Annotated in this window: 12 protein-coding genes and 1 pseudogene; 12 read left to right on the forward strand and 1 reads right to left on the reverse strand. The window is 71.5% G+C overall.

The genetic code is table 11. The features are described 5' to 3' along the window. The 3 genes from K336_RS19320 to K336_RS0105285 all read left to right on the forward strand — a co-directional run. Positions 1 to 283 (forward strand): hypothetical protein (locus tag K336_RS19320; protein WP_211223454.1); only part of this gene is annotated, 283 nt, incomplete at its 5' end. A gap of 431 nt (positions 284 to 714) precedes the next feature. After that, a complete protein-coding gene (locus K336_RS14640) occupies positions 715 to 1,161 on the forward strand; it encodes a hypothetical protein (protein WP_211223455.1) in 447 nt (148 codons plus the stop codon). Positions 1,162 to 1,234: 73 nt separating this feature from the next. Further along, a complete protein-coding gene (locus K336_RS0105285) occupies positions 1,235 to 1,750 on the forward strand; it encodes a hypothetical protein (RefSeq protein ID WP_155944996.1) in 516 nt (171 codons plus the stop codon). 187 nt (positions 1,751 to 1,937) lie between these two features. Here the strand turns inward: K336_RS0105285 and mobA are convergent, their stop codons facing one another. Continuing rightward, positions 1,938 to 2,576, reverse strand: a complete 639-nt coding sequence (gene mobA / locus K336_RS0105290; RefSeq protein WP_051245435.1) for a molybdenum cofactor guanylyltransferase — start codon at positions 2,574 to 2,576, stop codon at positions 1,938 to 1,940. A gap of 328 nt (positions 2,577 to 2,904) precedes the next feature. Here mobA and moaA point away from each other — a divergent pair, with 328 nt between their 5' ends. The 9 genes and pseudogenes from moaA (at position 2,905) to K336_RS0105335 (ending at position 14,326) form a co-directional block, all read left to right on the forward strand. Then, on the forward strand, positions 2,905 to 3,939 hold the full coding sequence (gene moaA / locus K336_RS0105295) for a GTP 3',8-cyclase MoaA (protein WP_021798521.1): 1,035 nt from the start codon (positions 2,905 to 2,907) through the stop codon (positions 3,937 to 3,939). A gap of 314 nt (positions 3,940 to 4,253) precedes the next feature. Next, positions 4,254 to 5,585, forward strand: a complete 1,332-nt coding sequence (locus K336_RS0105300) for a nitrate/nitrite transporter (protein ID WP_081660610.1) — start codon at positions 4,254 to 4,256, stop codon at positions 5,583 to 5,585. A gap of 168 nt (positions 5,586 to 5,753) precedes the next feature. Then, positions 5,754 to 9,455, forward strand: a pseudogene (locus K336_RS14645) (nitrate reductase subunit alpha). Then, entirely contained in the window at positions 9,455 to 10,978 is a 1,524-nt protein-coding gene (gene narH, locus K336_RS0105310) for a nitrate reductase subunit beta (RefSeq protein WP_021798519.1), read from the forward strand. The pseudogene K336_RS14645 and the gene narH overlap by 1 nt, the downstream one beginning before the upstream one ends. Positions 10,979 to 11,184: 206 nt before the next feature. Further along, positions 11,185 to 11,829, forward strand: coding sequence for a nitrate reductase molybdenum cofactor assembly chaperone (gene narJ, locus K336_RS14650; protein WP_196807793.1), 645 nt, complete (start codon positions 11,185 to 11,187; stop codon positions 11,827 to 11,829). A 5-nt stretch (positions 11,830 to 11,834) separates the two neighbouring features. Continuing rightward, entirely contained in the window at positions 11,835 to 12,638 is an 804-nt protein-coding gene (narI, locus tag K336_RS14655) for a respiratory nitrate reductase subunit gamma (protein ID WP_043150376.1), read from the forward strand. A 50-nt stretch (positions 12,639 to 12,688) separates the two neighbouring features. Next, positions 12,689 to 13,558 carry a helix-turn-helix transcriptional regulator gene (locus K336_RS14660; protein ID WP_155944997.1) on the forward strand — a complete coding sequence of 290 codons (870 nt, stop codon included), beginning with the start codon at positions 12,689 to 12,691 and terminating at the stop codon, positions 13,556 to 13,558. Between the two features lie 36 nt (positions 13,559 to 13,594). After that, the gene (locus K336_RS0105330; protein ID WP_021797934.1) at positions 13,595 to 13,831 is read left to right on the forward strand and encodes a MoaD/ThiS family protein; all 237 of its coding nucleotides are present in this window, start codon (positions 13,595 to 13,597) and stop codon (positions 13,829 to 13,831) included. Positions 13,832 to 13,906: 75 nt separating this feature from the next. Next, entirely contained in the window at positions 13,907 to 14,326 is a 420-nt protein-coding gene (locus tag K336_RS0105335) for a molybdenum cofactor biosynthesis protein MoaE (RefSeq protein WP_021797931.1), read from the forward strand. Positions 14,327 to 14,372: the final 46 nt, after the last annotated feature.

Below are 14,372 nucleotides of genomic sequence, written 5' to 3' on the forward strand. Positions count from 1 at the left end.
GGGGCCTTTCGTGGGGCGTCAGGGGCATGAGTCGTTGTGGGACGAGATGGAGCCGGAGGAGCTCACTGCGGCCCTGAAGGGTTTCGAGGGTCAGCGGCTGCGGGCTGTGGACTCCGGTGAGGGCTGGCTGCACGTGGGCTTCACGGATGGGTGGATCCGTGTGGTGGCGACGGAGTGGGAGTCATGGGTCATGACTCTGCCCGGGGTCACGTGGATGGGGCACGGCCATGGGGCTCCCTCGGGTCCGGACGGGAAGTGGGCGTTCGGCGACATCGGACCCTGACCGGGAATCCCGGAACCATGCTCTGCGCACGTGAAGCGCCCTCAACCCCGGGGCAGCACCAGCAAACGCATCACCCGCCCCACGGGCAGAGCCACCGGCCGCGCCTGCACGGCCGCAGATCGAACCCCCGCACACGACAGGCCCCGACACCTGCGCCGACGACCAAGGAACCATCATCCCAACCAGCAGAACACGACACGAAGAAGGCCTCCAGAACGCCGGATTCCCGACGACTCCAACCAGAAGCCCCGGAACAAGCTATGACCTTCCTGATACAACTCCTGATACAACTAAGGTGCGAATCATGGAACCTAGTGGCCCAGCACCTCGCAGGGCAAGTCTCACCAACGCAAATGAGCAATCCGTGAATCCATTTGCAGGCAAGCCAGTTCAGCCCCCGCAAGGACTCTCGAGGTCAGCCAGAAAACAATATGTTCGAGAGCGGACCCACATTACGCTTGAGCCATGACAAAAATGAGGGACTTGTTGTGTCGGTAGCTCTTGATGAGCAGCTTGATTCCATCCTCCCTGCCCCTGTGACGAGGTTCGAATTGGTTTCCGAGACGATACCCTTGTTGCATGCCGGTGACATGGCCCTCGAGATCAATGGATCCTTTGTGGGGCAGTGTGGGCGCGAGGCGTTGTGGGAGGAGATGAATCCCAAAGATCTTGCCCTGCTCCTGCAGAAGTTTGAAGGACAGGACCTGCTTTCTGTTGAATCAGGTCTCGACTGGTTGCATCTGGATCTCAGCGATGGCTGGTTCCGCGTGGTAGCGAGTACATGGGAGCCATGGGTCATGACTCTTCCCAAGATCACATGGGTCGCAGAGGAGAATGACGACCCTCTGAATGGGAAGCATTTGACTGGTGGTCACTGAGACAGGCCCGTCATGAAACAGAATCGTCTTCATTTTCACGGGGCCGGAGGTGCTCGAAGTCGTGGTCGAAGGCGTGCTTGAGGATGACCGCCGGACCATCACCTACGCCTGTGACCGGTCGGGCCGGCGCACCGCCGAGGAGCACTCCGACGGCCGCCGCCGCGAGTACGAGTGGACCGGCCTGTGGACACTGTCCGCCATCACCGACCACCACGACGACCGGGCCGTACGGACCACGACCGTCGTGGACGCCCTCAGACAGCTCACCCGCGTCAACGACGAGGAGGTGTTCTTCGACGACCTGACCGGCCGGCTCCTCCAGGCCGGTGACCAGACCATCACCCACGCCGGCCCCCTCACCGCCACCGTGCCGGGCGGCTGGCTCGAACCCTCATGGCGGCCCCACCGCGACACGGACCCCCGGGACCCCTACCAGCCGCCCACAGCCCGAACCGTGTTGCCCGGCGGTCTCGGACTCGGGCCCGGCGGCGAGGCCCGCATCGCCGGCACCGAATGGCTCGGAGCCCGCGTTCACGACCCCGCCAGCCGCGGGTTCCTGTCACCGCCAGCCGCGGGTTCGTTCGCATAACCCTCTTGACCATCTCAGGGCAGGCCGCCTTTTCGTCCTCTGCGGCACGCCCCACGCGGGACCACCGGCAACAACCTGAACCGGCCTTATGAATAGGCCTCCTCGGCCACGAAAGCGGCCACCGCCCCGGCGCCGCCCCGTCCAGCCCCGAGCGAGCGGGTCGGCCCCACGAGCCCGACGCCGACCCTCAACCGCCCAGCCGCTCGGCCCACCAGGCGAGGTCCTCCGGGGAGTCCACGTCGCGGCACTGCTGAACCGGCGCGAGCACCTCGACGAGGTCGAGCACGCGCAGGGTCCGCGCCACACCCCGGTCGCGCACCCGCACGCGTCCCAGCAGGCCGGCGAGCCGGTCGCGCCGGTACAGGCCCTCCAGGTACTGCCGGTAGGGCTTCGGCTCCCCGCCGACGGCGACAGCGCCGTCCCCGCCCGGGTGCTCCCCCAGCGCCCGGAGCAGACGCCCGGCGAGCGCCCCGATCCCCGGGGTGTCGACGCCGCACACGAGCACGAGCTCGTCGGGTCCCTCCGGCTCCGGCAGGACGTCGAGACCGGCCGCGATGCCCGCCAGCGGGCCGCCCCCCGGCGGGTCCTCCAGCGTGCGCCGGCACCCCTCGGGCACCTCGACCGAGCCGGGTGCGACGACGACGAGCGCCCCGCTCACAACCGGCCCCAGGCCGTCCAGCACCAGCTCGAGCAGCCGCCGCCCGCCCAGGACGATGTCGGCCTTGCTCACCCCGCCGAGGCGCTCCCCGGAACCGCCGGCGAGCACGACCGCATGGACGACCCCGCCGGTCCTGCCGGCGCCGACCGGACCCGGACCCTTGCTCATGACCCGATCATGCCGCACGGGCCCCTCCCCCGACGGACCCGGCGCGCACCCTCGGAGCCGGGCCCACACCGCCCACGGTGTTCCGCCGGTTCTCGCGACGCGCCCGTGCGGGTGCCCCTATGCGGGTTGGTCAAGCCGCGGCGGGTAGTTGGCGGAGTGATTGGGGCTGTAGAGGGCATCCCGCTCGCAACCGCCACGGCCGACCTCGAGGACGGGCCCGGAGACGGGTCGCCGTCGGGCCCATGGAGGACGCGACGGCGCCCACCCGGACCGAGCCACACCGGCGGCGCGCCCGCGCCCGGCCCGTCTCGCGGTTAGAGTCGCAGGCATGAACGCGCAGCAGCCCGGCCCCGCTCCGGGGGCCCTCGTCGACCGCTTCGGCCGCGTCGCGACCGACCTGCGCGTCTCGCTCACCGACCGCTGCACGCTGCGCTGCAGCTACTGCATGCCGCCCGAGGGCCTCGACTGGCTGCCCACCGAGCAGACGCTCACCGACGACGAGGTCGTCCGGCTGTGCCGCATCGGCGTCGAGCGCCTCGGCATCCGCACGATCCGCTTCACCGGCGGCGAGCCGCTGCTGCGCCGCGGCCTCGAGACGATCGTCGCCGCGGCCGCCGGGATGCGCACCGACCGGGGGCGGGCGCCCGGGCTGGCGCTCACGACGAACGGCCTCGGGCTCGCCCACCGCGCCCGGGGGCTCGCCGACGCCGGCCTCGACCGCGTCAACGTCTCGCTCGACACCCTCGACCCGGAGCACTACGCGCGGATCACCCACCGCGACCGCCTGCCCGACGTCCTCGCCGGCCTCGCCGCGGCCCGGAGCGCCGGTCTCGCACCGGTGAAGGTCAACGCCGTCCTCCTGCGCGGGGTCAACGACGCCGACGCCGCGCAGCTCCTCGACTTCTGCCTGGCCGAGGGCATTCAACTGCGCTTCATCGAGCAGATGCCGATCGGCCCCATCGACGCCTGGCGCCGCAGCCGGCTCGTCACCCGCGAGGACATCCTCGCCCTGCTCGGCGCGGCGCACCGGCTGAGCCCGGCGCCGACGACCGACCCGCACGCACCGGCGCGCCTGTGGCAGGTGGACGACGACCCCTCCCGGACGGTCGGCATCATCGCCTCGGTGAGCGACCCGTTCTGCGGCGCGTGCAACCGCACCCGCCTCACCGCCGACGGGCAGATCCGCAGCTGCCTGTTCGCGATCAGTGAAACTGACCTCCGCGGGCCCCTCCGCGGGGGCGTCGACGACGCCGGGATCGCCCGCATCTGGGCCGACGCGATGCTCGCCAAACCGGCCGCCCACGGCCTCGACGGCATGGACTTCGCCGCCCCCAGCCGCACCATGAGCCGCATCGGCGGGTGAGTACTCCCTAGTCGCCGAACGGTGTCCGCGCCGGCCCGGGGAGGGCCCGCTCCGGGCCCGGGTGTCTCCCGTCGGCCCCGGAGCAAGACCGCCCTCAGTCGCCGGCGCGGGCCGGGCCGACACCCCGCCGAGCGGTTCCGGGGGCGCCGGCGGCGGGCCCCGCGGGCTCCCCGCGTCCCCGTGGATTGGCGGCGGGGAGCCCGCACCAGTTATTTTTGGGACCGGAACCGGACTAATTCCCCTGCGCGCCAGCGGCCGATGCCGTGACCGCCCTCGCCGGGCGCCTGGGGCACCGGTGGAGCGAGAGGAAGCGCATGTCCGCCGCGAAGAGCGCGACCGCGTCGAGGCACGTGGTCACCGACTGGAACCCCGAGGACGAGGCGAGCTGGGACTCCCGCCTCGCCTGGCGCACCCTGGCCATCTCGACCTACTCGATGATCCTGGCGTTCTGCGTCTGGTTCCTCGTGAGCGCCATCGCCCCGAAGCTCGCCTCGATCGGCTTCCACCTCACCAAGGGCCAGCTCTACTGGCTCACCGCCATGCCGGGCCTGTCCGGCGGCATCATCCGCCTCGTCTACATGTTCCTGCCCCCCGTCATCGGCACCCGCAGGATGGTGGCCTGGAGCTCGCTGCTGTACATCATCCCGATGTTCGGCTGGTTCTTCGCCGTGCAGAACCCGAACACCGACTACGGCGTCCTCCTCGCCCTGGCGATCGCCTGCGGCATCGGCGGCGGTACCTTCTCGGGCTACATGCCCAGCACCGGCTACTTCTTCCCCAAGCGCCTGTCGGGCACCGCGCTCGGCATCCAGGCGGGCATCGGCAACCTGGGCATGTCGGTCATCCAGCTCGTCGGCCCGGTCCTCATGACCTCCGGCCTGTTCGGCATCACCTGGATCGCCCCGCAGCACACCAGCGGTGGTGACCTGTGGGTGCACAATGCGGCGATCTTCTTCGTGCCGTGGTCGATCCTGGCCGCCGTCCTGGCGTTCGTCTACCTCAAGGACGTGCCGGTCAAGGCCAATTTCCGCGAGCAGATCGACATCTTCGGCAACCCGAACACGTGGCTCATGACCCTGCTCTACGTCATGACCTTCGGCCTGTTCAGCGGCTTCAGCGCCCAGTTCGGCCTGCTCATCAACAACACCTACGGCGCGACGAGCAGGTTCGCCGGCATGGAGGGCCTGCCCGCGGGCGCCACCTACGCCTTCCTCGGCCCGCTCATCGCCTCGATCGTCCGTGTCGCCTGGGGCCCGCTGTGCGACCGCTTCGGGGGCGCCATCTGGACCTTCGTCTCAGGCGTCGGCGTGGCCGGCACCCTCGTGTGGGCCGCCCTGTTCCTCGACCCGAGCGGCCCCGACCAGTTCCCCGGCTTCCTGTGGGCGATGCTCGCGTTCTTCTTCTTCAGCGGCATCGGCAACGCCGGCACCTTCAAGCAGATGCCGATGATCATGCCCAAGCGCCAGGCCGGCGGCGCCATCGGCTTCACCGCCGCCATCGCCTCCTTCGGCCCGTTCTTCGTCGGCGTGGCCCTGTCGAGCATGGCGGCCAGCACCTGGTTCTGGATCTGCGCGGTCTACGCGGCCGTCTGCGCCGTCATCTGCTGGATCCAGTACGCCCGCCCGAGGGCGCCCTTCCCCGGCTGACCCCATCGCCCTTCGTCAGAGCTCGATCCCCAGAGGAGCCTCGCCATGAGCACCGACATCAACGACAGCCCCGCCGCCACCGGCGGCGAACCGGCCCGCGAGGACGCCCTCCCGCACAGGACCCCGCGAGCCGACCCCGCCTCGGCCAAGGCCTCGCCGTTGCTCCGCATGGGCAGCTGGCTGCGCCGCGGCGCCACCGACGCCTCCGGCCGCCAGCTCTTCCTCGAGGGCGGACGCGCCGCCGACGCCTTCTACCGCCGGCGCTGGAGCCACGACAAGATCGCCCGCTCCACCCACGGCGTGAACTGCACCGGCTCGTGCTCCTGGCAGGTCTACGTCAAGGACGGCATCATCACGTGGGAGTCGCAGTGCACCGACTACCCCAGCACCGGCCCGACCATGCCCGAGTACGAGCCCCGCGGCTGTCCGCGCGGCGCCGCCTTCAGCTGGTACGAGTACTCGCCGACCCGCATCAAGTACCCGTACGTGCGCAGCGTCCTCCTCGAGGCCTACCGCGAGGCCAAGGAGCGCCTCGGCGACCCGGTGGACGCCTGGGCCGACGTCGTCTCCGACCCGGCCCGCGCCAAGGCCTACAAGAGCGCCCGCGGCACCGGCGGCATGGTCCGCGTGAGCTGGTCCGAGGCCACCGAGATCATCGCCGCCGCCTACGTCCACACGATCAAGGCCTTCGGCCCCGACCGCATCGCCGGCTTCTCCGTCATCCCGGCCATGAGCATGCTGTCCTACGGCGCCGGCGCCCGCTTCCACGAGCTCCTCGGCGCGACGATGCTCAGCTTCTACGACTGGTACGCCGACCTGCCGCCGGCGAGCCCGCAGGTCTTCGGCGACCAGACCGACGTGCCCGAGTCCGGCGACTGGTTCAACAGCCAGTACCTCATCATGTGGGGCTCCAACGTGCCGTTGACCCGCACCCCCGACGCCCACTTCATGGTCGAGGCCCGCTACCACGGCCAGAAGGTCGTCGTCGTGAGCCCCGACTTCGCCGACAACACGAAGTTCGCCGACGACTGGCTGCGCGTGGCCCCCGGCACCGACGGCGCCCTGGCCATCGCGATGGGCCATGTCGTCCTCACCGAGTTCCACGTGAAACGCCGCGAGCCCATGTTCCGCGACTACGTGAAGCGCTTCTCGGACGCCCCCTTCCTCGTCGAGCTGGACGAGGCCGACGCCCGGGCCCGCGCCGGCGCCGGCGACCTGGGAGAGGAGCGGGCCCTCGTCCCGGGCAAGTTCCTCACCGCCGACAAGATGCCCGAGGGCACCTGCGAGCGCACCGAGAACGCGGCCTTCCGCCCGCTCGTCCTCGACGCCGACGGGCGGGTGAAGGATCCGGGCGGCACGCTGGCCGACCACTTCGGGCCCCAGGGCGCGGGCCACTGGAACCTCGACCTCGACGGCGTCGACCCGGTCCTCTCGCTCATGGACACCGACGACTGGGAGCCGGCGCAGATCCTGCTGCCCCGCTTCGACCTGCCCGCCCAGGAGGATCAGGGGAGCATCGGCGCCGGCGTCGTGCGCCGCGGCGTGCCGGCCCGCCGCGTCAACGGCCGCCTCGTCACCACCGTCTACGACATCCTCCTGGCCCACTACGCGGTGGCCCGCGACGGGCTGCCCGGCGTCTGGCCCACCGGCTACGACGACGCCTCGGCCCCCGGCACCCCGGCCTGGCAGGCCGAGCTCACCGGCGTCGAGGCGGGCGCCGCCGTGCGGATCGGCCGGGAGTTCGCGCTCAACGCCCTCGAGTCCGGCGGGCGCTCCATGATCCTCATGGGCGCCGGCACGAACCACTACTTCCACTCCGACACGATCTACCGCACCTTCCTTGCGCTCACGACGATGTGCGCCACCCAGGGCGTCAACGGCGGCGGCTGGGCCCACTACGTCGGCCAGGAGAAGGTGCGCCCGATCACCGGCTGGGCGAACTACTCCTTCGCCCTCGACTGGCAGCGCCCGGCCCGCCAGATGATCGCCACCGGCTGGTACTACCTCACGACCGACCAGTGGCGCTACGACGGCGCGCGGGCCGAGCGCATGGCCAGCCCGCTGGGCGCCCGCACGCTCGCCGGCAGGACGACGGCCGACTGCCTCGTCGAATCCGCCCAGCGCGGCTGGATGCCCAGCTACCCGACCTTCGACCGCTCCCCGCTCGTCCTCGGCGACGAGGCCGCGAAGGCGGGCATGGCACCGGGCGAGTACATCGCCGCCGAGCTCGCCGCCGGCCGGCTCCACTTCGCCGCCGAGGACCCGGACGCCGGCGAGAACGTGCCGCGCATCCTGGCGAACTGGCGCACGAACCTGCTCGGCTCCTCCGCGAAGGGCACCGAGTTCTTCCTGCGCCACATGCTGGGCGCCGACAACGACGTCAACGCCGCCGAGCTGCCGCCCGGCCGGCGCCCCACCACCATGACCTGGCGCGACGAGGCGCCCGCCGGCAAGCTCGATCTCATGTGGACCGCCGACTTCCGCAACACGAGCACGACGCTGCACTCGGACGTCGTCCTTCCCGCGGCCACCTGGTACGAGAAGAACGACCTGTCGAGCACCGACATGCACCCCTTCGTCCACCCCTTCACCCCGGCGGTCGACCCGCCGTGGGAGGCCCGCACCGACTTCGAGACCTACCGGACGCTGGCCCATCTCGTCTCGCGGATGGCCGCCGAGCACCTCGGCTCGCACGTCGACGCGGTCGCCGCGCCTCTCGGCCACGACAGCCCCGACGAGATGACCAGCCCGGGCGGGGTCGTGACCGACCGGCAGGGCTGGGTGCCCGGCGTGACGATGCCGAAGATCGTCGGCGTGGAGCGCGACTACACGCTGATCGGCGAGAGGTTCGACACCCTCGGCCCCCTCACCGAGGCGCCCGGCATGGCCACGAAGGGCGTCGTCTACCACCCCGACCGCGAGGTGGGCGAGCTCGGCGAACTCAACGGTCGGGCGCTCGACGGGGCGGGGACGGGCCGTCCGCTCCTCGACACCGACGTGAAGGCCATCAACGCGATCCTCGCCCTGTCGGGCACGACGAACGGGCGCCTGGCCACGCAGGGCTTCCGCACCCTCGAGCAGCGCACCGGCACGCGGATGGCCGACCTGTCCGCCGGCGACGAGGAGAAGCGCATCACCTTCCGGGACGTCGTCATCCAGCCGCGCTCGGTGATCACCTCGCCGGAGTGGTCCGGCTCGGAGCACGGCGGACGGCGCTACTCGGCATTCGTGCAGAACATGGAGCGCCACAAGCCCTGGCACACGCTGACGGGCCGCCCGCAGTTCTACGTCGACCACGACTGGATGCGCGACATGGGCGAGTCCCTGCCGATGTTCCGACCCCCGGTGAACCTCCAGCAGCTGTACGGCGAACGCCCCGTCGGCTACGAGGGCGTCTCGCCCGAGGGCACCGCCGAGGTGGCCGTGCGCTATCTGACGATCCACAACAAGTAGGCCATCCACTCGCAGTACTACGACAACCCGCACATGCTCACGCTGGGCCGCGGCGGCCAGACGATCTGGATGAGCCCGGCCGACGCCGACAAGATCGGCGTGCACGACAATGAGTGGGTCGAGGCCTACAACCGCAACGGCATCGTCTCGGCGCGCGCGGTCGTCAGTCATCGCGTGCCCGAGGGCACCGTGTTCATGCACCACGCCCAGGAGCGCGTGGCGAACACTCCGCTCACCGAGCGCAGCGGACGACGCGGCGGCATCCACAACTCGTTGACCCGCATCCTCATCAAGCCGAGCCACCTCATCGGCGGCTACGCCCAGTTCTCGTACGCGTTCAACTACTACGGGCCCACCGGGAACCAGCGCGACGAGGTCACGCTGATCCGCCGCCGCAGCCAGGAGGTGCAGTTCTGATGAAGGTCATGGCACAGATCGCCATGGTGATGAACCTGGACAAGTGCATCGGCTGCCACACCTGCTCGGTCACCTGCAAGCAGGCGTGGACGAACCGCGAGGGCGCCGAGTACATGTGGTTCAACAACGTCGAGACCCGCCCCGGCGTCGGCTACCCGCGCCGCTGGGAGGACCAGGACGACTGGCACGGCGGCTGGCGGCGCACCGCGAGCGGCCGGGTCGTCCCCCGCCTGGGCGGGCGCCTGTCGACGTTGGCGAAGATCTTCGCCAACCCCTGCCTGCCCGGCATGGACGACTACTACGAGCCGTGGACCTACGACTACGACAAGCTGCTCAGCGCCCCGGCCGGGCAGCGGGCCGTCCCCACGGCCCGCGCCCGCTCACAGATCACCGGCCGCACCATGGACACCATCGAGTGGGGCCCGAACTGGGACGACGATCTGGGCGGCTCCATGGAGACGCTCGACACCGACCCGGTGCTGCACCAGATGAGCCTGCGGGTCTCGAAGACCATCGAGGACTCGTTCATGTTCCACCTGCCGCGCATCTGCGAGCACTGCCTCAACCCGACGTGCGTCTCCGTGTGCCCCTCGGGCGCCATGTACAAGCGCGCCGAGGACGGCATCGTCCTCGTCGACCAGGACAGGTGCCGCGGCTGGCGCATGTGCGTGTCGGGCTGCCCGTACAAGAAGGTCTACTTCAACCATGAGACCCACAAGGCCGAGAAGTGCACGCTGTGCTACCCGCGCCTGGAGGTGGGCCAGCCCACCGTCTGCTCCGAGACCTGCGTCGGGCGGCTGCGCTATCTCGGCGTCGTGCTCTACGACGCCGACCGCGTCGACTGGGCGGTCTCGCGCCCCGACGAGACCGCGCTGTACGCCGCCCAGCGCGAGATCCTGCTCGACCCCCACGACCCCGAGGTGATCGGCCGGGCCGCGGCCAACGGCGTCCCGCACTCGTGGCTCGTCGCCGCCCAGGAGTCGCCGGTCCACAGGCTCATCCACGACTACGAGCTGGCGCTGCCGCTGCACCCGGAGTACCGCACCCTGCCGATGGTCTGGTACATCCCGCCCCTGTCGCCGGTGGTCGACGCGGTGACCGCCTCGGGCGGCGACGGCGAGAACCACCGGGTGCTGCTGAGCGCCCTGTCGCAGATGCGCATCCCGCTGGAGTACCTCGCCGGCCTGTTCACCGCCGGCGACACGGCCCCGGTGGAGCGCTCGCTGCGCCGCCTCGCCGCGATGCGCTCGTACCTGCGCGACGTCTTCATGGACGCCCCGGGCGACGAGGAGATCCCCGCCGCCGTCGGCATGACGGGCCAGGACATGGAGGACATGTACCGACTGCTGTCGATCGCCAAGTACGACGACCGCTTCGTCGTCCCCACGACGCACTCGGAGCTGCCGCGAGGCCTCGCCCGGCTCGAGGGCTGCCCCATCCGCGGTCTCGACGACGACGCCTTCTTCCCGACGGCCCGCGGCAAGGGCCGTCACCCGTCGATTCCGCTGCAGGTGCTGCGATGAACGCCCTCGGCGCAATGTCTTCGGGCACGGCCCGGAACCAGCGGGCGCTCCGGGCCCCGGACGCCGCCCGGCCGGACCGGCCGCAGCGGACGGGCCTGCTGCGGCACGAGGAGGGCCATCCGGTGACCGATGTCTTCATGGGCGCACCTCGCCTGCCCGTCAGGCGGCACGTGCCCACCGACCGCGCCCAGCGGCGGACCGTCGAGATGGCCTGCTCGCTGCTGCTGGACTACCCGGCCGACGAGCTGGCCGAGCAGTGCACGGCCGTGCGGGCCGAGCTGGCGACCCTGCCCGCACCGGTCGCCGAGCACCTGGAGGCCTTCTGCGCCCGTGCCGAGGCCCTCGGACTGCGCGGACTGCGCGAGCACTACGTCGAGACCTTCGACCAGCGGCGCCGCTGCGCGCTGTACCTGAGCTACTACGAGCAGGGCGACACCCGCGGCCGCGGGCAGGCCATCGTGGCCTTCCGCGAGATCATGCGGGCCGCCGGCTTCGAGCAGGCCCGCGAGGAACTGGCCGACTACCTGCCGGTCGTCCTCGAGTTCGCCGCCCTCGACGACGAGCAGGGCATGGGCGAGGAGCTGCTCGAGACCCACCGCGAGGGGCTGGAGGTCATCCGGGCCGCCCTCGTGGACGCCGGCTCGCCCTACGCCGAGCTCGTCGAGGCGCTCGTGGCGACCCTGCCGGAGCCCGACGAGCGAACCATCGCCGCTTACCAGAAACTCATCAGCCAGGGCCCGCCGACCGAGCTGGTGGGTCTGGGCGCGGGGCGCCCGGGCGCCCCGGTCGGCGGCCGCGCGTCGGCCGTCGACGGGCCCCCAACCGAACCGAACTCCCCGAAGGAGGGGTGACCATCATGTCCGCCGCCACGGTCCTGGCCTGGGTCGTCCTGCCGTACCTGTCGATCGTCCTGCTCATCGGGGGGCTCGTCTGGCGCTTCCGCACCGACCAGTTCGGGTGGACGAGCAGGTCGAGCCAGTGGCGCGAGAGCGCGATCCTGCGCTGGAGCTCCCCGCTGTTCCACCTGGGCATCCTCCTCGTCGCCCTCGGGCACGTCCTGGGCCTCGTGGTCCCGCAGAGCGCCACCGACGCGATGGGGATCCCGCACCACGTCTACCATCTCGTCGCGACGATCCCCGGCTCGATCGCAGGCGCAGCCGCCGTCGTGGGCCTGGTCGGCCTGCTGTACCGCCGCATCGTCGTCAGGTCGGTGCGTCTGAACACCTCGAGGGGCGACATCCTCACCTATGCGCTGCTGACGATCCCCATCGCGCTCGGCGCGGCGGCCACCGTCAGCACCCAGCTCGTCGGCCCCGCCGGCGGCTACAACTACCGCGAGACGATCTCGGTCTGGTTCCGCTCCATCCCGATGCTGCACCCGCGGCCGGAGCTCATGGCCGACGTCCCGATGGTCTTCAAGCTGCACATCCTCGCCGGCATGCTCCTGCTGTGCATCTGGCCGTTCACCAGGCTCGTCCACGTCGTCTCGGCGCCGGTCGGCTACGTGACGCGCCCGAACGTCGTCTACCGCTCCAGGCGGGAGGGCCCCGTCGCCTCGGCGCCCGCGGCCCGCGGCTGGGACCGCCCCTTCGAGAGCCCCGGCCGGCGGGGCCGCCGGTCCGCCGCCCGCACCGCGAGCGACCGGACGGCGCTCGCGTGACGGATCCCGACCGCGACCCTCCCCGGACGCCGCGCCCTAGAATCGGAGCAGTGGACAGCGAACGAAGGGCCTCATCCATGCCTACCGACCACCGGGCTCCCCTCGACTGCGCCTGCAGCCACCGGGACCACCAGTACGACGCGAGCACGCCCGATCTGAGCGAGACGCTCAGGAGGATGGCCCGGCTCACCTCCGCGCAGCAGGCCCTGCTGCGCCGCATCTCCGCGCACGCCGGGTCCGTCACCGTCGCCGAGCTGGCCGCCGAGTCGGGCCTGCACCCGAACTCGGTGCGCGAGACCCTCGACGCGCTCGTCAACCTCGGCCTGGTCACCTGCGAGCAGATGCCGATCAGGGGCCGCGGCCGCCCCGCCCTGGGCTATCAGAGCTGGACGCCGACCGACCCGGCGTTCCCGGCGTGCACGCTCGCCCAGGTGAGCCATGCGATGTTCGCCTGGCTCACCGCCCACGTGGCCGACCCGCGCCAGGCGGCCCACGAGATGGGCCGCTACTGGGCCGACGACGCGCTGGCCATGATGCACGTGCCCGACCACACGCGGCTCAAACCGACCGGGGGCTTCACGATGGCGGGGCACCTCAACAAGATGCGCCTGTTCCTCACCTCGCTCGGCTTCGCGGCGCAGCCGCATCCGCGCATCGACACCGGACTGGTGCTGCACGGCTGCCCGTTCGGCTGCACCGACGAGTCGTGCCCGGACTCGCTGGCCCTCGAGATGCGCGACGGCCTGCTCGAGCGGGTCATCGAGCGCACCGCGGGCAGCATGGCCGACGCCCAGGTCATGGTCGACGTCAACCACCCGCTGCGCTGCGAGATCATCCTCACCCCGAAGGACCGGCTCGCCGACGGGGGGCCGGCCTCCGGCGGCGACGCCGAGGCGCCGGTGCGCGCCGCGGCATCCTGAAGGTCCCGCCCGACCGGGGCACGACAAGGGGGATCCATGATCACCGTACGGTACTTCGGCGGCGCGGCGGAGGCCGCGGGCGTCGAGTCGGAGCAGTGCGCCCCGGCGGGGCGCCTCGACGAGCTGACCGCGGCGCTGGCCGACGCCCACCCCGACCTCGAACGCGTCCTGCCCGTGTGCAGCTTCCTCGTCGACGAGGCCTCGGCCGCGGCCGACACGCCCCTGGGCGATGACGCGCTCGTCGACGTCCTGCCGCCCTTCGCCGGCGGCTGAGCCCGGGCCCGACCGCACCGTCCACCATCCGCTCCACCGTCCGGGTCCTGACGCCCGGGCGCCCGAAGGCATGACATGAACGCTGTTCTCTCCGGCATCACCGCCGAGGCGCTCGACCCGGCGGCGCTGTGCGCGCGGATCGGCGACGACCGCGCCGGCGCGGTGGCCTGCTTCGTCGGCGTCGTGCGCGACCACGACGCCGGCATGCCGGTGACCGCCATCGACTACTCGGCGCACCCGGCCGCCGGGCGGGTCCTCGACGGCATCTGCCGGCGCATCGCCGCCCGCGAGGGCGTCCACGCCGTCGGCGCCTGGCACCGCACCGGCGGTCTCGTCGTCGGCGACGTCGCGATGGTCGTGGCCGCGGCCGCCGAGCACCGGGGCCAGGCCCTCACGGCCGTCTCCGATCTCGTCGACCTCGTCAAGGCCGAGCTGCCGGCGTGGAAGTGCCAGTGGCTCCCCGACGGCTCCCACGTCTGGTCGGGCATCGCATGAGCGCCGGCGGGGACCGCGCGCCGGCCGGGAACGAGGGCGCGCGTGC

Source organism: Propionibacterium acidifaciens DSM 21887 (assembly GCF_000426605.1).
Classification (GTDB): domain Bacteria; phylum Actinomycetota; class Actinomycetes; order Propionibacteriales; family Propionibacteriaceae; genus Propionibacterium; species Propionibacterium acidifaciens.